A 20,220-nucleotide genomic window follows, 5' to 3' on the forward strand; every position below is an offset into this window, starting at 1 on the left:
TCAGCGGGTATGCACGGGGTCATGAACTCCTTGCCACTCCCCCTCGACGGCATCACGGTGGTGGCCGTCGAGCAGGCGGTCGCCGCGCCCTTCGCCACCCGTCAGCTCGCCGACCTCGGAGCCAGGGTCATCAAGGTGGAGCGCCCGGACGGCGGCGACTTCGCGCGCGGTTACGACACGGCGGCGCGCGGCCTCGCCTCGCACTTCGTCTGGTGCAACCGGGGCAAGGAGTCCCTCGCCGTCGATCTGAAGGACCCGCGCGGTCTGGCGGTGGTCCGTGAACTCGTCGCCGGAGCCGATGTGTTCGTGCAGAACCTGGCCCAGGGGGCGGCGGCCAGGCTCGGGCTCGACGCCGCCTCGCTCTGTGCGGCGCACCCGCGGCTGGTGGCGGTCGACATCTCCGGTTACGGGGCGGAGGGACCGTACGCGCACAAGCGGGCCTACGACATGCTCGTGCAGTGCGAGGCGGGGCTGGTCTCGGTGACCGGGACGGCGGAGCGGCCGGTGAAGGCGGGCATTCCGGCGGCGGACATCGCGGCGGCGATGTACGCGTTCTCCGGAGTGCTCGCGGCGCTGCTGCGACGGGCGACCACCGGGCGGGGCGGCCCGGTGGAGGTCTCCATGCTGGACGCGCTGGCCGAGTGGATGGGCCACCCGTTGCACCAGGGGATGCACGGTTCCACTCCCCCGGCGCGTACCGGTCTCGCGCACTCGGTGATCGCCCCGTACGACGCCTACCCCACGGCCGACGGCGAGCAGGTGCTGCTCTCCGTGCAGAACGACCGGGAGTGGCGGCGGCTTGCGGAACAGGTGCTCGGGCGGCCCGAGTTGGCCGATGATCCGGACTTCGCGACGAACGCGGCACGCACCGCGAACCGGGCGCGGACCGATGCGGCGGTGGGCCGGGCGCTGGCGGGTCTGACGGGGCGGGAGGCGCTGGCCGGTCTTGAGGCGGCGGGCATCGCCTGTGCGCGGCTGAACACGGTGGCCGATGTGGCGACGCATCCGCAGCTCGCGGCGCGGGACCGGTGGCGGGAAGTGGAGTCACCGGTCGGGCCGTTGCGGGCGCTGCTGCCGCCGATCACGCTGCCGGGGAGCGCGGAAGCGCGGATGGGCGCCGTGCCGGCGCTGGGTGAGCACACCGATGCGCTGCTGCGAGCCCTGGGGATGACGGACGAGCAGGCATCGGTGCTGCGCCGGGACGGAGTGATCGCCTGAGCCGCCCCGAGCGGCGGGCCGGTCCAGACGGGCGATGCCGTGCCGTGGGTCAGCGGCGGCTGCCGAAGAGCGAGCGCCGCAGTCGCCGCAGCGGCGCGAAGAGCGACACGCGTGCGCTCCTGCTCCGGCGGGTGTGCGCGGCATCACGCGAGGTCAGCTCACGCATCAGCAGCGTCGCTTCCGCCGACTCGCGCTGCGGGACGACAGGGCCGCCGAGCACCGCGAGATGGCGGTCGAGGCGCGTACTGGTCGCACCGCTCCCGCATGTGATGGCAGGCACACGCGGCCTGCTTCGCACCGTTATCTGTTCCATGTCACTCCCCACCCGTACGAGGGCACCCGGTCCGGGCAGGTTAACCCTATCGTCCCTCGGTGACACCCGTGTATCCCGGCCACAGGATTGCGCACACACATACGGAGGTTGACGCCCCGTTACCGAATTCGCGCGACTCCAGGGCGACTTCGGACAGTTCGGGTGGTTCGCACGGTTCGGAGGGTTTGCCCGACCGCCCTCCGGCACGGACCGTGCGAGGGGGCGGCGGGCGGGGGATTTTCGGAGCGCCGAGTCTCAGAGAGCGGAGTTGAGCACGGGGAGATAGCCGCCCGACTGCCCTGCGGCGGTCGGGTGGTAGGACTCGCCGATGTTGAGCCAGTTCACGCTGTGCAGCCAGGAGTTGCTGGAGCAGATCTCGTGTCCGGTGAAGGTCGTCCTGACGTCGCCGAAGGTGAAACCGTGGTCCGCCGCCCGCTTCGCGGTGGCCGTGTTGAGGTGGTCGGACGCCCCGTTGATGGCGGCGCGCTCCTTCTCGCTCAGTCCGGCGATGCAGCCGCCGCCGAGTTGGTAGAAGCGGGGGTAGCCGAGGACGACGACCTGCGCGGAGGGGGCCTTGGAGCGGATGGCCGTGTACACGGAGTCGAGCCTGCCGGGCAGGGTGGAGTCGACGTAGGCCCGGGCGGTGGCGATCCGGCTGAGGCAGGTGGCCTCGGACTGGAGCACACAGGTCGTCATGACGTCGGCGAAGCCGGCGTCGTTGCCGCCGATGGAGATCGAGACGAGGTCGGTCGAGGCGTTCAGCCTGCCGAGCTGACCGCCCGTGACGTCTCCGGTCCTGGCTCCGGAGCAGGCGGCGAAGTCGAAGGTGGTGGGGGAGTTGGCGGCCGCCCAGAGGGCGGGGTAGGCGCGGCTGCTGCGCTTGCAGCTGGAGCCGTCGTAGCTGCCGGCTCCGACGCCGGAGGAGTACGAGTCGCCGAGGGCGACGTAGTCGACGGCCGCGGCGGACGAGTCGGCGTTCGCGATCCCCGCACCGGTGAGGGCGAGGGCGGCGCCGAGCAGGAGAGAGGACGAGAACGCCACGAGTCTGGACATTTTCATGGGACCTCCTTGAGCAGGGGGTATCTGCCTACTCCGTAGTAGCAGCCCCCTCGGCACACCGGAAGTGTCCATGCCAAAAATGGGAGCGGTGTGCTTCCGTCCGCCCCCGGAAGTTCAACGGACGCTCCTCGAAACCTCCTTGTCGCCCCGTCGGCTCCCCGGCCTCGCCCGTACCGCACGAGCCTGCGAAACCCGGGTGCACGGGGTGACGCCGTGCCGGATCATGGGCGCCATGCCTGACTCCCCCGAATCCGCTCTGCCGATCCGGCTCACCGTCGACGACAGCGATTCACCGTCCGACGTCGTCGACGCGCTCTTCCTCGGCCGTTTCGCGACGGGCGAGCAGCCGTACTCGCACAGTTCGTCCCTCGACCGGGTCAAGGCCGGTGCGACGCTGCTGCCGCCGGACGCCACGGTGCTGCGGGCCGCCCGGGACGACGACCGCAGCGCGACGCTCGCGGAGGGCGAGGGCTGGACGCTGCTGGCCTCCCGGTGGAACCGGGGCGCGGACGTCACCGTCACCGCGACCAGCGCGGAGCTGGCGGAGCAGGTCCTCGGCCGGGCCACGGACGGGGCGCAGGACGAGCCGGAGCCCCAGCCCGACAACGTGACCATGGGCTTCTGGTACGTCTCGCCGCGCCGCGGCCCGTACCGCACCACCCGCCGGATCACCGCCGGCAGCTGGGACGAGGTCCGGCCCAACTACACCGCGCCGGTGGCCGATGCCATGGGCCGGCTGATGAAGGTGACGCCGGACGACATCGCGGGCCGGCTGCTCCTGCTGCACGGCCCGCCCGGCACCGGCAAGACGTCCGCGCTGCGCACCCTGGCCCGTTCCTGGCGCGACTGGTGCCAGGTCGACTGTGTGCTGGACCCCGAGCGGCTCTTCAACGACGTCGGCTATCTGATGGACATCGCGATCGGTGAGGACGACGGCACGGCGAAGGGGCGGTGGCGGCTGCTGCTCCTGGAGGACTGCGACGAGCTGATCCGCGGCGAGGCCAAGCACACGGCGGGCCAGGCGCTGTCCAGGCTGCTGAACCTGACCGACGGTCTGCTGGGCCAGGGCCGCAACGTCCTGGTGGGCGTCACCACCAACGAGGACCTGGAGCGGCTGCACCCGGCGGTCGTACGGCCCGGCCGCTGCCTGGCCAGGATCGAGGTCGGCCCGTTGACCCGTCAGGAGTCGGTGGCCTGGCTGGGCACGGACGAAGGGGTCGGCCGGGAGGGCAACTCCCTGGCCGAGCTGTACGCGCTGCGCCGGGGCATCGGCCCCGCGTCGGTGCCGAAGCAGGACGCGGGGGCCGACGCGGGGCTGTACCTCTGACCCCAGGCGTTACGGGCGAGGGGTCAGTCCCCGTACGCGGCGCGCACCGCGTCCTTGGCCAGCGACAGAGCCTGCTGCCGGGTGAGACCGAGCCGTTCGGCGGTCTCCGCGTACAGCTGTGCGGCGGTCGCGGCCCGCTGTTCGGCCGCTCCCCCGGCGGCCGCGACGAAGGTTCCGTTGCGCCCCCGGGTCTCGATCACCCCGTCCGCCTCCAGGGCCCGGTAAGCCTTGGCCACGGTGTTGGCGGCGAGGCCCAGCTCCTCGGCGAAGCCGCGTACGGTCGGGAGCCGGTGGCCGACGGGCAGCGCGCCGGAACGGGCCAGTTCGGAGAGCTGGGTTCGCAGCTGCTCGTACGGGGCGATGCCGGAGTCCGGGTCGAGGACGATCTTGTCAGTCACGGGTCGATTCTCCCCCACCGGCGGAAAAAGGGGAGGCGTTCGGGGCGCGGCTGCGCATACGGTCCACCGCATGACTGTGATCGTGCGCGATTTCCGGCCGTCCGACGCGGAGGCCTGGACCCATGCCCGCCGGGCCTCGGTCCCCTGGATGGTGGCCACCCCCGAACAGGTCGTCCACGACCTCGCCCACGCCCACCCCGACCGGCACTACCGGCTGCTGGTCGCCGAGGAGGACGGCGAGATCATCGCCACGGCACAGGCGGGCATCGCCCACGAGAGTGCTGAACCGGGGCAGGGCTACTTCACCCCGCACACGGTCCCCGGCCGCACCAACCGCGGGGCGGGCTCGCTGCTGCTGCGCACGGCGGAGGAGCACCTGGCCGACGTCGGGGCCACGGTCCTGTACGCGTGGGTCCTGGACAATCCGGAGAGCCTGGAGTTCGCCCGTGGACGGGGCTACCGGCCCAGCCGCTCCGCGCACTTCCAGCGTCTCGACCTCGCGGGCGGATCCCTGCCGCCGCGTCAGGAGCTTCCGGCAGGCGTCGAGCTGCGGCCCGGGTCCGACTTCGCGGACGATCCCCGGCCGCTGTTCGAGGCGGACGCCGAGGTGACGGCCGACGAGCCGAGCGACATCGCCTCCGAGCTGGACGACTACGAGGACTGGCTGGCGAACACCTGGCGGCACCCGGCGTTCGACCAGGGACTCACCTCGGTGGCGCTGGTGGACGGGAAGGTGGCGGCGTTCAGCGCGGCCACCACCGACGGCGAGCGTACGTATCTGAGCGCCATGACCGGGACCCTGCGGGACTTCCGGGGGCGGGGCCTGGCCAAGCTGGCGAAGAACGACTCGCTGCACCGGGCGCGGGCGGCCGGCTACACGGACGCCTACACCTCCAACGACACCGGCAACGGCCCGATGCTGGCCGTCAACGCATGGTTCGGCTACGAGATCTGCGCGACGGAGGTCCGCCATGTCCGCACCCTCCCCTGAGCCCGGAGCCCCCGAGCCCCGCGCGGACCGTACGAAGGGCCTGGTCGTCGCCCTGTCCAAGGCGGGCCGCACCAAGATCAGGTATCCGGCGGAGCTGGTCCGCGACGACGGCGTCCGCGTCACCGTCCGCGCGCCGTGGGCCGCGCCCGGGGCGCGGGACTTCGGCTTCGTCCGGTTCGAGCCGGGCGACGTGTTCACCGAGCACTACTGGCGGGACCGGTGGTTCGCGGTGAAGGAGGTCCGCACCGGCGACGGCGTGCTCAAGGGCTGGTACTGCGACATCACCCGCCCCTCCGTGCTCGCGGACGGAGTGCTGGCGGTCGAGGACCTCGACCTGGACCTGTGGGTGTCGGCGGACGGCTCGTCGGTGCTGCGGCTGGACGAGGACGAGTTCGAGGAGAGCGGTCTGGCCGAGCGCGATCCGGCGGCGGCCGGGGCGGCGGCCTCGGCCCTGGACGAACTGGAGGCCCTGGCCCGGGCCGAGGGACTGGCGGCTCTTCTCGCCTGACCGGCGCGGCGGCACGCGCCGGCCGGTCCGCTTCGTAGTGGTCCTCGCCGTGGCGATGGCGCCGGAGAACGCGCCGGCGAGCGGTGGTTGCGTGTGATGCCGGTCCGGCGACGCCCGAGCGCCCGGGGAGCGGCTCTCAGCCCTGCGGCCGCGCGCCGGGCCCGTCACGGCGGGCCAGCCGGGAGAGAAGCTTGGCGTACACCATGGTGGCCGCCGCGATGACGGTGGTGATGACCGCCAGCGCGAGGATGCCCAGCAGCGCGGGCCACTGCCGCAGCTCGCTGCGGCAGAGGTTGTCTTCGGACAACGGGCCGACCAACGGGCCCCGGCACTTCGCTCCGGACCCGAAATCGGGGCCGTAGTCGGCGAGCATCAGGAACGCGAACCATCCCCAGACCACCAGGGCCAGGAACATCCACGCGATCGACCAGGAGTCCATCCGACGGGCGTCCCGCCGGCCCTGCTCCGGTGCGGCGTCCGTTGCGGGCTCTGTTGCGGCGGGCGTCGGCGGCCCGGTCTCCTCGGCTGTCATCTCTCCCCCGTGACCTCGGTGAACGTACGCCAGTCCATCACGCACGGCACACCGGATGCACAGCGGCCCCGTGCGAACGGCCGGGCGGATCAGGGCCGGGGCACGGAGCCGGCGACCAGCTCCACCTCGTACCCCGCCGGGTCCTCCAGATAGGCGGCGTGGTGGCCGTCGCCGCCCGCGTACGGATGGCGGTCGGGGAACAGCAGCCGCCAGCCGTACGCCGGGGCCTCGGCCGTCAGCGCGTCGAGGGTGGCCCGGTCCGCGATGTGGAACGCCAGGTGGTTGAGCCCGGGGCGGCGGCGGTCGTGGCCGCCCGCGACCAGGTCCGGCGACTGTTCGAGCACGACATACGCATCGCCGCGCCGCCAGCTGCGGCCGTGGGCCCAGTGCTGGTACGGGACATGGCCGAGCCGGCCCAGCAGCCAGCCCCAACTGCGCTCCGCCGCCGCGAGGTCCGCGACCCACAGCTCGATGTGGTGGACCCGGCCGGTGGTCTCCTCGGCGGCGGGCAGCGGGACGGCCCGTCCGACGCCGCCCGGGACATACGCGATCGGCTCGCCGTCCCGATGCCAGTGGATCACGAAGTGCTCGCCCGAGCGGTAACCGTCCAGGCCAGCGCGGCAGTACGCGACCATGTCGTCCGGCAGCGCGGTCAGCGGGAACCAGTCCAGCTCGGAGCACTTCTCCGGCTCCGCGTTGCGCGGCGGGCGCTCCGGGTCGTACTCCGCGACGAAGAACCAGCCCATGCGCGCCCCGCCGCCGGGGCCCCGGTGCTGCATCACGAGGGCCACCCGCAGCTCGTCGGGGTCCAGATCGAGGCCGACCTCCTCGGCGGCCTCCCTGATCATCGCCTCGCGGACGTCTTCGCCGTCCTCCGCGTGGCCGGAGGGCATGTGGAGCAGCCCGTCCGCATACCCGGTGTTGGAGCGGCGGGCCAGCAGGACGTCCGGACCGCGCCGCAGGATCAGGTGGACGTCGACGACCTCGGTGTGCCGGTACGCCGGCATCGCGCGGGCGACCAGCGCATAGCGTTCGTCGTCGACCTTCTTGCCCCACAGCCGGCTGTCGGGGGCCAGGTCCTCGTGGTGGATGCGCTCGGTGTGGGTCGAGAGCAGGGCGGTGAGCGCGGTGGCGGAGAGACCGGCGCCGCCCCACACGCCTTCGATCAGCACGAGCCGCCCGCCCGGCTTCAGCAGGCCGAACCAGTGCTCCAGGGCCGCGGCCGGATCGGGCAGCAGCCAGACGACGTGCCGGGCCACGATGACGTCGAACGCCCGCTCGCCGACCGGGGGCCGGGCGGCGTCCCCGACGAGGACCTCCGCGCCGGTCCCGGCGAGCTTGGCCCGGGCCCGCTCGGCCATGCGGGGCGAGCGGTCGACCGCGGTGACGCGGTGGCCCTGGCCCGCGGCGAGCAGGGAGAGGCTGCCGGTGCCGCACCCCAGGTCGAGCACATCGCCGCGGGTGGCGGGCAGCCAGCTCTCCAGCCGCCCGGCCCAGGCGTCGCGCACCGCGGGGTCGAGGAGCCCGTGGTCGGGCTCCTCGTCGAAGGATCCGGCCGCCGCGTCCCAGTCGATCGTGGTCATGGCTTCGATGCTCTCAGCCGCCACTGACAGTGCGGGACTCCTCTGCCGTTTTCCGGCCACCGCGCAGCCGCGGGACCAGCCGCCCGATCAGCGGCCAGGCCACGATCAGCACCACGATCGCGTAGACCGTGATCGAGAACGGGGTGTTGACGAGGCCGGTCACGCTGCCGTCGCTGATCTGGAGCGCGCGGCGCAGCTGCTGTTCGGCGGCCGGGCCGAGGATGACGCCGATGACGGCGGGCAGCACAGGCAGCCCGTAACGCCGCATGCCGAACCCGATCAGTCCGATGACCAGGAGGATCACCAGGTCGAGGGACTCGCCGCCGACCGCGTACGCGCCGACGGCGGCGAAGAAGAGGATGCCCGCGTACAGATAGGGGCGCGGGATCCGCAGGAGCTTCGCCCAGACGGGGGCGAGCGGCAGGTTGAGGGCGAGCAGCAGCACCATGCCGACGAAGAGCGAGGCGATGAGGCCCCAGACCAGCTCGGGTTCGCGTTCGAACAGCAGGGGCCCTGGCTGGATTCCGTACTGCTGGAAGGCGGCCAGCATCACGGCGGCGACGGCGGTGGTGGGCAGCCCGAGGGTGAGCATCGAGACGAGCGTCCCGGCGGCGGAGGCGGAGGCGGCGGCCTCGGGTCCGGCGACGCCTTCGATGGCCCCCTTGCCGAACTGGTCGCGGTGCTTGGAGAGCCGCTTCTCGGTGACGTAACTGAGGAAGGTGGGGATCTCCGCGCCGCCCGCCGGGATCGCCCCGAAGGGGAAGCCGATGACGGGGCCGCGCAGCCAGGGCTTCCAGGTGCGCTTCAGGTCGGCGCGGCCGAGCCAGGGCCGGCCGACCGGGATGGGCTTGCCGGTGGAGCGGCGCAGATGGGCGGCGACCCAGAGGGCCTCGCCGATCGCGAAGAGCCCGACCGCGACGATCACCACGTCGACGCCGTCGGCCAGTTGGAGCGAGCCGAAGGTCAGGCGCTGCTGGCCGGTCATCTGGTCGAGGCCGACCAGTCCGATGGTGAGGCCGATGAGGAGCGAGGCGATGCCGCGGATGCGGGAGGCGCCGAGGACGGAGGTGACGGCGATGAAGGCCAGCACCATGATGGCGAAGTAGTCGGGGGCGCCGATGCCGATGGCGAGCGACGCGACGGTCGGGGCAAGGACGACCAGCAGGATGGTGCCGATCATGCCGCCGGCGAAGTGGCCGATCGCGGCGGCGGCGAGCGCTTGGGCGCCGCGTCCGCCCTTCGCCATCGGGTTGCCCTCGATCGCGGCGACCACGGCGGCGCTCTCACCGGGGGTGTTGAGGAGGATCGAGGTGGTGGAGCCGCCGAACATCGCGCCGTAGTAGATGCCCGCGAACATGATGAACGCGCCGGTCGGGTCGAGTCCGTACGTCACCGGGAGCAGCAGCGCCACGGCCATCGCGGGTCCGATGCCGGGCAGCACGCCGATGGCCGTGCCGAGCAGGACGCCGATCGCGGCCCACAGCAGGTTCATCGGGGTGAGCGCGGTACCGAAGCCGTCGATGAGGGAGTTGAGGGAATCCATCGGTCAGAGCACCCCCATCAGCGGGCCGCCCGGAAGGGGGACACCGAGCAGGTTGTCGAAGACGAAGTAGGTGAAGAGGGAGAGCCCGGCCGCGATGAGCGGGTCACGGTCGTGGTGCCGGCTGCCGAGGGCGTAGGCGGAGCCCCAGAAGAGCAGCGCCCCGGCGATCGGGAAGCCGAGCGGGCCGATGAGGACGGCGGTGGCGAGGAAGACGCCGGCGAGCAGGAGGACGGTGCGCCAGTCGGCCGGTTCGTCGAGGTCGACGTCCTCGCCGCCCTCGGCCTCGCCGCGTCCGCCGCGCAGCACGTCGACGGCGAGCAGGGCCCCGACCAGCAGGAGCCCGGCGCCGACGACGAAGGGGACGGTGCGGGGGCCGATGGGACCGCGCTGGGCGATATCGACGTTCATGGTGAGGGCGTCGGTGAGCACGAGCGCTCCGAGCGCGAACAGCAGCACGCAGACGCCGAGTTCGGAATGCTCGCGCAGCCAGGCGCGGGCACCGCCGCCGCCGCTCGCTGCTGCGGGCTCGGCCGGTCCGGCGGACCCGGCGGGTTCGGTCGATTCGTTGGTCACAGTCCCAGCTCCTTGAGGACGGTGGCGACGCGCCGGTCCTGCTCGTCGAGGAAGTCGCCGAAGGGGTCACCGGCAAGGAAGGCGTCGTCCCAGCCGTTCTTCTTCATCGACTCCTTCCACTCCTTCGAGGCGTGGAGCTTGCGGACAAGACCGGTGAGCTTGTCGCGTTCGGCGTCCGAGAGACCGGGCGGGGCGACGATGCCGCGCCAGTTGGTGAACTCTGTGTCGAGTCCGGCTTCGCGCAGGGTGGGGGCGTCGAGGCCCGGCACCCGCTTCGGGCCGGTCACGGCGAGCAGCCGCAGCTCGCCCGCCTCGATCTGGTCGCGGTACTCGCCGAGGCCGGAGACCCCGAAGCCGACCTTGTTGCCGAGGATGGAGGCGAGGAGTTCGCCGCCGCCGTCGAACGGCACGTAGTTGACCGTCCTCGGGGCGATGCCGGCGGCCTGCGCCATGAGCATCGGGGCGAGGTGGTCCGGGCCGCCGGGCGAGGATCCGCCGCCGACCGGGACGCGGGCCGGGTCCTTCTTCCAGGCGGCGAGCAGGTCGGCGATGGTGCGGTACGGAGAGTTCTTGGCAACCACCACGATGTCGGGCTCCTCGGTGAGCCGGGCTATCGGGGTGGTGTCGGCGAGGGTGCTCGGGGACTTGTTGGTGTGGACGGCCCCGACGACGCCGAGGCCCATGGAGAGCGCGAGCTTGCCGTTGCCGTGTTCGCCGACGAGCCGGGTCAGGCCGACCGTGCCGCCGGCGCCCGGCAGGTTGAACACCTCGATGTTGTGGGTGAGTCCGGCGTCCTCGGCGTTCTTGGCCATGGTGCGCGCGGTGATGTCGTAGCCGCCGCCGGGGGTGTTGGGGACCATGAAGCGGAGCCCGGGAATCTGGGTACCGGTGTCCGAACCGTCACCGGTGGAGAGCAGGGGCGGCCCCACCACCACCAGCAACGCGGCCCCGAACAGGGCGAGGAGAGTGCGCAGTCGCACAGGTTCCGCCTTTCGCTGTGAAGTGGCCCACATGTTGCCTGCGCGTTAAGAAGCTGTCTCTCTTCCGGTATCAACGGACGTTGTGGTCATTGAGGTCGCGGCCTAGCGTGGCGGCGTGACAACTGTGCTGGTGGTGGACGACGACTTCATGGTCGCGAAACTGCACAGCCGCTATGTGTCCGCAATGGACGGATTCACGGTCGCCGGGGTGGCGCACAACGGCGCGGACGCCCTGCGCGCGGCCGAGCGGCTGCGCCCCGATCTGGTGCTGCTCGACATCTACCTGCCGGACATGGACGGGATCGACGTCCTACGGGCCCTGCGCACGGCGGAGGAGCGGGACGCCTCACGCCCCAGCACGGACGCCCTGTTCATCACGGCGGCGAGGGACGCCGGGGTCATCCGGGCCGCGCTGCGAGCTGGCGCCCTGCACTACCTGATCAAACCGTTCAGCCGGTCCGCCCTCCAGGAGCAGATGCGCCACGTCGCCTCGCTGCGCACCCGCCTGGACGAGCTGGGAGAGGCCCGCCAGGAGGACGTCGACCAGATCTTCGGCACCCGCCCGCCCGGCTCGCGCGAGCTGCCGAAGGGCCTGGCCGCCCCCACGGCCGAGCTGGTGGAACGCACCCTGCGCGACCACCCGGAGGGCCTGTCGGCCTCGGAGTGCGCCGAGGCGGGCGCCCTGTCCCGGGTGAGCGCGCGCCGCTACCTGGAGTACTTCGCCGGTACGGGCCGGGCGGCGGTGACCCTGCGCTACGGAGGCACGGGCCGCCCGGAACGCCGCTACCGCTGGACGGGCTGAGCCCTCACGGGGTGCCTGCGGATACGGGCGAGCCGACCTCGGACGGCGCCCACACCCGCACGCACGCCGACCCCGGACCACACACCCTCAGGCGGCACCGCCGCCGCACCGCTCCTCCCAGGTGTCGCGCACGATCGCGTGGGCCCGCCGGAAACGGTGATCGGGGTCCTCCACCAGGTCGACGGGGGCCTGGAGCGTCACGGCCCGGCTGTCCCGGCGGATGAGCTGGATGAAGGTACGGGCGCTGGGGCCGCTGCCGGTGCGCACGCTGGTGACGGCCCGTATCTCCTCCCAGCGGCACAGCTGCCGGGTGGGCCAGACCCCGGTGGTGACCCCGTCCTCGTCGATCCGGGTCCCTCCGGCGGATCTGCGCCACGACTGCACCGCCCCCGCCACGACCGGCAGACAGACGAGCGCCGCCCCCCACAGCGGCAGAGCGGCCTCGCTGCCCGCCCCCATGTACAGGGCGGCGAGCACATAGGTCGCCAGCCACCCCCCGGCGATCCACCGCCACAGCCGCCGCTGCGCGGGAAGCACGGCGTACTCCAGCGGCAGACTCTCGTCCCGCACCGCCTCGTCCTCGCCCCACCGGTTGACCATCGCCGTCCGCCTTCCCCCGTCGGGCTTCCGCGCCCTTCGCCGTCGAGTATCGCGCCCCTCCTTCCTGAGCGCCCTCTTAGCCCTTCCTTAAAGCGACCATAAGGATCGCCATCACCCCGTCCCAGCAGGCCTTTTCGGGCTTCCGAGCGGCTAGCTTGCTGATCGCCACCCCCCAACAGCTGTGCCGCAGCAGTGCCGTTCAGAAGGAGTCCATCCATGACCGCTCGTCGCAAGGCCGCCGGGATCCTCGCCCTCGGTTTCGCACCGCTCGCGCTGGCCGGGCTGACCGCCACTCCGGCCGTCGCGCACGGTTCGCTGACCGATCCGGTGAGCCGGGTGTCCGCGTGCTTCGCGGAGGGGCCGGAGAGTCCGAAGTCGGCGGCGTGCCAGGCGGCGGTCGCGGCGGGCGGAACGCAGGCGCTGTACGACTGGAACGGGGTGAACATCGCCAACGCTGCGGGCAAGCACCGTGAGCTGATCCCGGACGGCAAGCTGTGCAGCGCGGCCAACGACAAGTTCAAGGGGCTCGACCTCCCGCGCGCCGACTGGCCGGCCACCGCGCTGTCGGCGGGCAAGCACACCTTCCGGTTCCGCGCCACGGCCCCGCACAAGGGGTCGTTCGAGCTGTACATGACGAAGCCCGGCTATGACGCCACGAAGCCGCTGGCCTGGTCGGACCTGGAGGCGAAGCCCTTCGCCGAGGTCACCGACCCGGTGCTGGAGAACGGTTCGTACGTCTTCGACGGCACGATCCCCGAGCGCTCCGGGCGGCAGCTGGTCTACACGATCTGGCAGCGCTCCGACTCCCCCGAGGCCTTCTACGCCTGCTCCGACGTGACGTTCGGCGGCGGTTCGGCGGGCGGGGGTTCGGCGGAGAAGGAAGAGGGTGAGCAGGGTTCCGGTGGTGACGCCGGTGCCGAGGCTCCGGCTCCGGCCCCCTCCGCCCCGTCCGAGGACGCGATCGCCGAGGGTTCCGAGAAGTCGTCGGTCGAGCACAACGGCCACGGCGACGACGACGCGAACACCGGGGCGAAGGTCAACGCCGCCGCTCCGGCCGCCCCGCAGGACAAGGGCGCGGACCAGGCCGAGGGCAACGCACCCGAGGTGAACACCGCGAGCAAGGACGAGGTGCTGGCCGAGACGGGCGGCTCCGGCAGCAGCACCTACCTGGCGATCGGGGGCGCCGGAGTGCTCGCCGCCGGTGCGGCCGTGCTGTTCGCCTCGCAGCGCCGGCGGGCCGCCGCCTCGACGGGGCGCCACAGCCGCTGACCGCCGCAGCACCCCTCTTCGTACCCCTGCCGCGTCCTTCCGGGACGTCGGGCGCGGCAGGTCATGACGGGCCCCGGCCCATTGGCGCGCGGTGGGTCAGCCGATGACCGAGGCGCAGGTGGTCGGCGTGGCGCGGGCCGGGTCGAGGGCGTTGGCCACTTCGTGGAAGGCGATGCGGTCGATGGTCCCGATCGCCACGTGCTCGGACAGGTCGAGCGGGCACAGGTCCTGGAGGAGGACATTGCGTACGTTCGGCCCGTCCAGGTACTGCGTCCGGTACGGCGTCACGACCTGGTCGAACTTGGTCGCGATGACGGTGTAGCGGACGCCGGGAACGGTGTCGCCGCCCGCCGTGAGCTTGGTGATGAAGGGCGATCCGGCGACCTGGTCGGCCAGTCCGGGGGTCTTGTCGTTGATGAACTTCTCGACGCCCGGGAAGAACGGCAGCAGTTTGGTGAGGCCGAGCAGCGTGGTGCCGTGGTTGTCCGGGGCGATGCCGACGAGGGCGTTGACCTTGTCGGCGCCGCCGAGGAACTTCAGGTAGTAGTTCGGCATCATGCCGCCCTGGGAGTGGCCGACGAGGTCGGCCTTCGGGGCCCCGGTGGCGTCGAGCACCTTGTCGACGAACACGTCGAGCTGTTCGGCTGACTTGTCGATGGGGCCGAGGCCGTGGAAGAACGGCACACCGGGCAGCTGGCCGTAGTCGAGGGAGAAGACGCAGTAGCCCCGGTTGACCAGGTAGGGGGCGAGGACCAGCCAGTTGTCGATCGAGTTCCCGAAGGTTCCGTGGACCAGGACGACCGGGCGGGGATGGGCGGCGGAGGGCTTGCAGGAGTAGTCGTTCCAGCCACGCGAGGTGGCCGCTTCGGCGGCGGGGGCCGCGCTCGCGGTCGCCGTGGGGGCGACGAGAACGGTGAGGGCGAGGAGCAGGGCGGCGAGCAGGCTGCGCGCGCGGGGAACGCGCGCAGCACGGATCCAGGGCAGCATCGTGGGATCTCCTTGCGGCTCAAGGGAGGTGCGATGGCGGTGCGCCCTGTGGCCCGGACCACAAGCTTTATGTGCTCATGCCAAATTACGCACGAGTAAGGTGGAGAGGGAAGTTACGCGTCGGTAAAAAATGGCGGGGCGGGGAGCACTCGTTCCCGGCCACCGACACGGCCGGCCACCCGTCTCCCCCTCTCGACGGGTGACGCGCGGCCGGCCGGTGATGGGCAGTCGGGTCAGGAAGCCGCCGACCCCGCCGTGGACGTCGACTTGCCGACCTCTCCCGTTCCGCCCGCCGCCCCTTCCTGATCCGCGACTTCGCCGGCGCGCCCCACGTTCCGGAGCAGCACCGTTGCCGTGACGGCCAGTGCGAGCATGACCGGGACGGCTCCCATCGCGATCCAGGCGAGGCCCTGGGCGAAGGAGTCCCTTGCCACGGAGACGAGTTGGGCCCCTGTCTCCGCCGGAAGTCGGCCGGCGGCATCAAGGGCAGCGGGCAGGTTGTCGGTGACCGTCTCCCGGACGGAGGCGGGTACGCCGTCCGGCACCGACCCCGTCATCCCGCTGTGGTAGGCGACGTTCAGCACACTGCCGAGGACCGCGATGCCGAGGGCGCCGCCCAGTTCCTGGGTCGTCTCCCCCACCGCGGCCGCCGAGCCCGCCTGTTCGAGCGGCGCGGCGTCGACGATCATCCCGATCCCGAGGGACGAGACCGGCATCAGGCCGGCGAACAGCAGTGACGCGGCCGTGACGACGGTTCCGATCCCGGAGCCGCTGTCCACCTGGGAGAGCACGGCGAAGCCGATGGCGGCGATCGTGAGACCGGCTCCGAAAACGTACGCTTTGCCCACCTGGGCCGCCACGCCCTGGGCGATGAACATCGCGAGGGTTCCGCTGATGACCATCGGCAGGCTCCACACCGCCGACTCCAGCGGCTCCATGCCCACCACCATCTGGATGTACTGGGCGATGAGGAACTGACTGCCCAGCATGAACACCACGGTCAAGGTCAGCGTTCCGAGGGAGACGCTGAAGCCGCGGTTCGCGAAGAGCTTCATGTCGAGCAGCGGGTCGGTGAGCCGGCGCTGCCGCGCGACGAAGAGGGCGCCGATCACAAGACCGAGCATCAGGGACAGCGGCGGCAGCCAGGCGACGCCCTCCTTGGCGAACTCCTTCACTCCGAACACGACCAGCAGGATGGCGACCAACGACATCGCGGCACTGGTCAGGTCGAGTCGGCCGGCGTCCGGGTTACGGACCTCCGGAAGCACCAGCGGGCCCGCCACCAGCAGGAACACCATGACCGGCACAGCCACGAGGAAGACCGAGCCCCACCAGAACGCCTCCAGCAGCACACCGCCGACCAAGGGGCCGACCGCGCCGCCCAGCATGAAGCTCGTCATCCACACCGTGATCGCGAACGAGCGCTGCTTGGCGTCGTGGAACATGGCGCTGATCAGCGACAGCGTCGAGGGGCCCAGTACCGCACCGGCAAGGCCGAGGAGGGCACGGGCCACGATCAGCGCCTCCGCGGTGGGCGCGTAGGCGGCGAGCACCGAGGCGAGGCCGAAGGCCACGGCCCCGATCATCAGCATGCGGCGACGGCCGATGCGGTCGCCGAGCGTCCCCATGGTGATCATCGCCCCGGCGATGACGAAACCGTAGACATCGGTGATCCAGAGCAGTTCCGCCCCGGAAGGCTCCAGGTCCCGGCTCAGGGTCGGCAGCGCCAGATGGAGCACGCTCATGTCCATGATCACGAGCATCGCGGGCAGCGCCAGCGCCGCCAGCCCGATCCACTCGCGTACCCCGGCGCGTGGGGTGTTCTCCGTTTCCACCGGTATCTCCCTTCCGGGCCGCACGGCCCGAAAGGCTTACCGTAGGTTGTGAGCTTTCGAAAGGTAAGGGCTTACCCAATGGTTAGCGCCGGACCCGTTCGACAGTCCCCAGGTGGGTTCAGTTCTCCTCGTCGTGACGCTCACGCGCAGCGACGATGTCTCCGATCCGATGCGTGATCCACTCGACCAGGCCGCCCAGCGTCGCCGCCAGTTCCCGCCCGATGGGGGTGAGCGAGTAGGTCACCTGGGGCGGCACCGTGGCTTCGACCTCACGGGCGATCAGGCCGTCCCGCACGAAGACCCGCAGGTTCTGGGACAGCATCTTCTCGCTGATGCCGCCGATCCTGTTCCGCAGCACGTAGAAGCGCATCGGCCCCTCCTGCAACGCGGCCAGAATCAGCACCCCCCAGCGGCTGCTGACGTGGTTCAGCACCGTGCGCGCCGGACAGTCCGCCGTGAAGGCGTCGCTCATCGCGACCGCCCTGCCGTCCTCGACCTCGGGTTTCACGTTCGCATTCACCCCCATAGCTTACTGCTGGGTATGCCCTTACGAAATGAAAGTGAACGCCTACTCCCTACGCCGTTCGGCCCCGCCCCGCCTGCGCGAACCCCGCCCCGCCCGGACGGTGGGGGCATGACTTTCGTCGACGAGGTGAAGAACGCCGTCACCCCACGGGCCGCCCTGCTCGTCATTGGTGTGGTCGCGCTGCAACTGCTGTTCATCGCCTCCTACGTCGGAGCGCTGCACAAGCCGAAGGCGACGGATGTCGCCTTCGGGGTGGTGGCCCCGCAGCAGATGTCCCGGCAGCTCGTCGACCAGCTGGACGGGCTGCCCGGCGGACCGCTGGACCCCCGTGCGGTGAGCAGCGCGGCCGAGGCGCGCCGGCAGATCATGAACCGTGACATCGACGGCGCCCTGATCGTCGCGGCGGAGGGCCGCACCGACACCCTGCTGGTCGCCTCCGGCGGCGGGACCGCCCTGGTCACCGCCCTGGAGCGGATCCTCACCGGGGTCGAGGACTCCCAGGGGCGGGCGGTGCGGACCGTGGACGTCGCCCCGGCGTCCGGCGAGGACTTCAACGGGCTGTCGTCCTTCTACCTGGTCGTCGGCTGGTGCGTCGGCGGCTATCTCTGCGCCTCGATCCTGGCGATCAGCGCCGGCGCCAAACCCGCCAACCGGCAGCGCGCGGTGATCCGGACCGGAACGATGGCGCTGTACTCCGTCGTCGGCGGCATCGGCGGCGCGCTCGTCGTCGGGCCAGTCCTCGGCGCGCTGCCCGGCAGTTTCTGGGGGCTGGCCGGTCTGGGCGCCCTGGTCGTCTTCGCGGTCGGCATGACCACGCTCGCCCTGCAGGCCCTGACCGGGATCGTCGGCATCGGTCTGGCCGTCCTGATCATCGTCATCGCGGGCAACCCGAGCGCGGGCGGCGCCTTCCCTCTCCCGATGCTCCCGGACTTCTGGCGGGCGATCGGCCCGGCCCTTCCTCCGGGGGCGGGCACCTGGGCGGCCCGTTCGATCGCCTACTTCCGGGGCAACGCGATCACCGGTCCGCTGCTGGTGCTCTCGGCCTGGGCGGTCGTCGGTACGGCGCTGACCCTGTTCCTGTCGCTGCGGAAGCGGACGGACGCGGATCCGGTGGACGCCACGGTCGCGCCCGCCGCCCCGGCGCCGGGCACCGGCGGGTCGACCCCGGTCTGACGTCGGGCGGGCCCTCTCCGCCACCCCTTCGCCTTCGCCCCTTTCCTCCGTGAAGATCCGCCTGTGGGGCCGCCGTGACGGCGGCCCCATCTGACGTACCGCCCAATTCTTGATGTCCGGTCCGTGCGATGACTAGGCATGACAGGTACATGACGACATGCTGGAGCGGCCTCGTACCACCCGACGAGGAGCACGGTCAGGACCCCTTCCTTTCACCCCCACGGAGGTTGCTCATGCGTCGTCGATTCACGGTCCCGCTCGCCGCGGTCGCGCTGTCGCTCCCGCTCACCCTGATCACCGCCGGTTCCGCCTCGGCCGCCCCCGCCGACAAGCCCCAGGTGCTCAGCTCCTGGACCCAGACGAGCGCCTCCAGCTACAACGCGTGGAACGCCGCCCGCAACAACCAGGGCGCCTGGTCCGCGTACGGCTTCGACTGGTCGACGGACTACTGCAGCAGCTCCCCCGACAACCCCTTCGGCTTCCCGTTCCAGAACTCCTGCGCCCGCCACGACTTCGGCTACCGGAACCACAAGGCCGCCGGCATCTTCCCCGCCAACAAGGCCCGTATCGACTCCGCCTTCTACGAGGACCTCAAGCGGGTGTGCGCCGGCTACTCGGGCGCGACGAAGACGTCGTGCAACAGCACGGCCTGGACCTACTACCAGGCCGTGAGCATCTTCGGCGTCGCCCCGGCCGAGGCGGACTCCCGCAATCTGCCCCGGGCCGCCTGAGACACGGGAAGGGCCCCCGGCGAACCGGGGGCCCTTCCTTGCGCCGTCGTGCGGTGGAGCGGGTGGTGCGTCAGCCGATCTCGGCGCCGTAGGCGGCCAGCGCCTCCGGAACCGGCTGGAAGAAGGTCGTGCCGCCCGAGGAGCAGTCGCCGCTGCCGCCCGAGGTCAGACCGAGCGCGGTGTCGCCCGCGAAGAGGGCGCCGCCGCTGTCGCCCGGCTCGGCGCAGACCGTCGTCTGGATGAGGCCGTTGACGATGTCGCCGTTGCCGTAGTTGACCGTGGCGTCCAGCGCGGTGACCTCACCGTCGTGCACCTGGGTGGTGGAGCCGCTACGGGTGACCTGCTGGCCGACCGTCGCGTCGCCCGCCTGGGTGATCGCCTGGGTGGAGCCGTCGTAGAGGTTGACCTCGCTCGGGTGCGCGATGTCCGAGGTGTACTTGACCAGGCCGTAGTCGTTCTCCGGGAAGCTGGAGCCCTCGTTCGCCCCGATCTCCGAGCCGCCCTGGGTGTCCGACCAGCTGGTGACCGACTCGGTGCAGTGGCCCGCGGTCAGGAAGTACGGCTCGCCGTCCTTGACCACGTTGAAGCCGAGCGAGCAGCGGGAGCCGGAGCCCCAGATCGCGTCGCCGCCCGCGATCAGCGGCTTGAACTCGCCCGCCGCCTTGTTCAGTTCGGCCTTGCCGCCGAGACCCTCGACCACGGCCGAGAGCTTCTTCCAGGCAGCGCCGTCGACCGTGCGGTCGGCGGTGACGACCACCTTGTTGCTCACCGGGTCGACCGCCCAGGAGGTGCCCGGGATGGTCGCCTTGTCGGTGAGGGTCTGCCGGGCCGACTTCAGCTCGGCGAGGGAGTTCTCCACGATTCTGGCCTTGCCGCCCGCCTGGCGGACCTGCTCGGCGCCGGCCTCGTCGACGACGTTCACGACGAGAGCCTTCGCCGTGCTGTCGTAGTACGAACCTGCCGCTGCCGCGCCCAGGTCACGGTCCAGGGCGCCGGCCAGCTTTCCGGCCGCGTCCACGCTGAGGGTCTTCGCCGTGAACTCCGGCACATCGTCACTGGCGTTCGCAGTCTGGAACGTGAATCCCGCTGCGACCAGAGCGACGACGGCCGAGCCGGCCAGCGTCGCGCGCTTCCTGGATATGCGTCGATGCTTCAACTTCGACCTCCTGTGGGGCCGTGCACGGAGCAAGTGGGGTGCTCGTACACGGAGGATGGGGCGCCCACTATTCCGAGGCCTCGATACGCACACAAGGCCGACTTCCGGACGTGCAC

Annotated in this window: 21 protein-coding genes; 8 read left to right on the forward strand and 13 right to left on the reverse strand. The window is 71.5% G+C overall.

Translation table 11 applies throughout. The features are described from left to right. Positions 1–21: 21 nt before the first annotated feature. Positions 22–1,218 (forward strand): CaiB/BaiF CoA-transferase family protein, encoded by a 1,197-nt coding sequence (locus G3I54_RS24485; protein WP_164617078.1) that lies wholly within the window; start codon positions 22–24, stop codon positions 1,216–1,218. A gap of 49 nt (positions 1,219–1,267) precedes the next feature. Here the strand turns inward: G3I54_RS24485 and G3I54_RS24490 are convergent, their stop codons facing one another. Together G3I54_RS24490 and G3I54_RS24495 are read right to left on the reverse strand one after the other, a co-directional pair. Continuing rightward, positions 1,268–1,531: a hypothetical protein gene (locus G3I54_RS24490; protein WP_003970092.1), complete on the reverse strand. Its 264-nt coding sequence runs from the start codon at positions 1,529–1,531 to the stop codon at positions 1,268–1,270. A 255-nt stretch (positions 1,532–1,786) separates the two neighbouring features. Beyond that, positions 1,787–2,590 carry an SGNH/GDSL hydrolase family protein gene (locus G3I54_RS24495; RefSeq protein WP_164617080.1) on the reverse strand — a complete coding sequence of 268 codons (804 nt, stop codon included), beginning with the start codon at positions 2,588–2,590 and terminating at the stop codon, positions 1,787–1,789. Between the two features lie 232 nt (positions 2,591–2,822). Between G3I54_RS24495 and G3I54_RS24500 the strand changes: the two genes are divergently transcribed. Then, complete coding sequence (locus G3I54_RS24500) at positions 2,823–3,917, forward strand: DUF5925 domain-containing protein (RefSeq protein WP_164617082.1); 1,095 nt, start codon at positions 2,823–2,825, stop codon at positions 3,915–3,917. 23 nt (positions 3,918–3,940) lie between these two features. On the opposite strand, the gene G3I54_RS24505 is transcribed toward G3I54_RS24500, so the two are convergent. Further along, complete coding sequence (locus G3I54_RS24505; protein WP_098024561.1) at positions 3,941–4,315, reverse strand: GntR family transcriptional regulator; 375 nt, start codon at positions 4,313–4,315, stop codon at positions 3,941–3,943. A gap of 70 nt (positions 4,316–4,385) precedes the next feature. Between G3I54_RS24505 and G3I54_RS24510 the strand changes: the two genes are divergently transcribed. Both G3I54_RS24510 and G3I54_RS24515 read left to right on the forward strand, forming a co-directional pair. Continuing rightward, positions 4,386–5,306 carry a GNAT family N-acetyltransferase gene (locus G3I54_RS24510; RefSeq protein ID WP_164617084.1) on the forward strand — a complete coding sequence of 307 codons (921 nt, stop codon included), beginning with the start codon at positions 4,386–4,388 and terminating at the stop codon, positions 5,304–5,306. Next, complete coding sequence (locus tag G3I54_RS24515; RefSeq protein WP_164617086.1) at positions 5,287–5,814, forward strand: DUF402 domain-containing protein; 528 nt, start codon at positions 5,287–5,289, stop codon at positions 5,812–5,814. Before G3I54_RS24510 ends, G3I54_RS24515 begins: the two co-directional genes overlap by 20 nt. Before the next feature lie 136 nt (positions 5,815–5,950). Here the strand turns inward: G3I54_RS24515 and G3I54_RS24520 are convergent, their stop codons facing one another. From G3I54_RS24520 to G3I54_RS24540, 5 genes are all read right to left on the reverse strand, one after another. Further along, positions 5,951–6,346, reverse strand: a complete 396-nt coding sequence (locus tag G3I54_RS24520; protein WP_164617088.1) for a hypothetical protein — start codon at positions 6,344–6,346, stop codon at positions 5,951–5,953. Positions 6,347–6,435: 89 nt separating this feature from the next. After that, positions 6,436–7,929, reverse strand: coding sequence for a trifunctional class I SAM-dependent methyltransferase/NUDIX hydrolase/VOC family protein (locus tag G3I54_RS24525; protein ID WP_164617090.1), 1,494 nt, complete (start codon positions 7,927–7,929; stop codon positions 6,436–6,438). A gap of 13 nt (positions 7,930–7,942) precedes the next feature. After that, a complete protein-coding gene (locus G3I54_RS24530; RefSeq protein WP_164617092.1) occupies positions 7,943–9,472 on the reverse strand; it encodes a tripartite tricarboxylate transporter permease in 1,530 nt (509 codons plus the stop codon). 3 nt (positions 9,473–9,475) lie between these two features. Further along, entirely contained in the window at positions 9,476–10,045 is a 570-nt protein-coding gene (locus G3I54_RS24535; protein ID WP_164617094.1) for a tripartite tricarboxylate transporter TctB family protein, read from the reverse strand. Next, positions 10,042–11,025 carry a tripartite tricarboxylate transporter substrate-binding protein gene (locus G3I54_RS24540; protein WP_164617096.1) on the reverse strand — a complete coding sequence of 328 codons (984 nt, stop codon included), beginning with the start codon at positions 11,023–11,025 and terminating at the stop codon, positions 10,042–10,044. Before G3I54_RS24540 ends, G3I54_RS24535 begins: the two co-directional genes overlap by 4 nt. Before the next feature lie 148 nt (positions 11,026–11,173). Between G3I54_RS24540 and G3I54_RS24545 the strand changes: the two genes are divergently transcribed. Continuing rightward, complete coding sequence (locus tag G3I54_RS24545; RefSeq protein ID WP_203687119.1) at positions 11,174–11,827, forward strand: response regulator; 654 nt, start codon at positions 11,174–11,176, stop codon at positions 11,825–11,827. An 87-nt stretch (positions 11,828–11,914) separates the two neighbouring features. On the opposite strand, the gene G3I54_RS24550 is transcribed toward G3I54_RS24545, so the two are convergent. Continuing rightward, a complete protein-coding gene (locus G3I54_RS24550; RefSeq protein ID WP_164617097.1) occupies positions 11,915–12,427 on the reverse strand; it encodes a hypothetical protein in 513 nt (170 codons plus the stop codon). A gap of 216 nt (positions 12,428–12,643) precedes the next feature. On the opposite strand from G3I54_RS24550, the gene G3I54_RS24555 reads away from it, so the two are divergent. Further along, positions 12,644–13,696 (forward strand): lytic polysaccharide monooxygenase, encoded by a 1,053-nt coding sequence (locus G3I54_RS24555; protein ID WP_164617099.1) that lies wholly within the window; start codon positions 12,644–12,646, stop codon positions 13,694–13,696. A 96-nt stretch (positions 13,697–13,792) separates the two neighbouring features. Here G3I54_RS24555 and G3I54_RS24560 read toward each other — a convergent pair whose 3' ends face one another. The 3 genes from G3I54_RS24560 to G3I54_RS24570 all read right to left on the reverse strand — a co-directional run bounded on the left by G3I54_RS24560 (position 13,793) and on the right by G3I54_RS24570 (position 16,990). Continuing rightward, positions 13,793–14,683 (reverse strand): alpha/beta fold hydrolase, encoded by an 891-nt coding sequence (locus G3I54_RS24560; RefSeq protein WP_164617101.1) that lies wholly within the window; start codon positions 14,681–14,683, stop codon positions 13,793–13,795. A gap of 233 nt (positions 14,684–14,916) precedes the next feature. Then, complete coding sequence (locus G3I54_RS24565; protein ID WP_164617103.1) at positions 14,917–16,518, reverse strand: MFS transporter; 1,602 nt, start codon at positions 16,516–16,518, stop codon at positions 14,917–14,919. Between the two features lie 118 nt (positions 16,519–16,636). Further along, positions 16,637–16,990, reverse strand: a complete 354-nt coding sequence (locus G3I54_RS24570; RefSeq protein WP_203687121.1) for a helix-turn-helix domain-containing protein — start codon at positions 16,988–16,990, stop codon at positions 16,637–16,639. Positions 16,991–17,152: 162 nt separating this feature from the next. Here G3I54_RS24570 and G3I54_RS24575 point away from each other — a divergent pair, with 162 nt between their 5' ends. Both G3I54_RS24575 and G3I54_RS24580 read left to right on the forward strand, forming a co-directional pair. Then, entirely contained in the window at positions 17,153–18,217 is a 1,065-nt protein-coding gene (locus tag G3I54_RS24575) for a DUF3533 domain-containing protein (protein WP_164617107.1), read from the forward strand. Between the two features lie 233 nt (positions 18,218–18,450). After that, positions 18,451–18,948 carry a phospholipase gene (locus G3I54_RS24580; protein ID WP_164617109.1) on the forward strand — a complete coding sequence of 166 codons (498 nt, stop codon included), beginning with the start codon at positions 18,451–18,453 and terminating at the stop codon, positions 18,946–18,948. A 70-nt stretch (positions 18,949–19,018) separates the two neighbouring features. On the opposite strand, the gene G3I54_RS24585 is transcribed toward G3I54_RS24580, so the two are convergent. Further along, entirely contained in the window at positions 19,019–20,197 is a 1,179-nt protein-coding gene (locus G3I54_RS24585; RefSeq protein ID WP_343240408.1) for a S1 family peptidase, read from the reverse strand. Positions 20,198–20,220 lie beyond the last annotated feature (23 nt).

Origin of the sequence: Streptomyces sp. SID14515 (assembly GCF_010548505.1) — a bacterium.
Taxonomy (GTDB): domain Bacteria; phylum Actinomycetota; class Actinomycetes; order Streptomycetales; family Streptomycetaceae; genus Streptomyces; species Streptomyces caviscabies.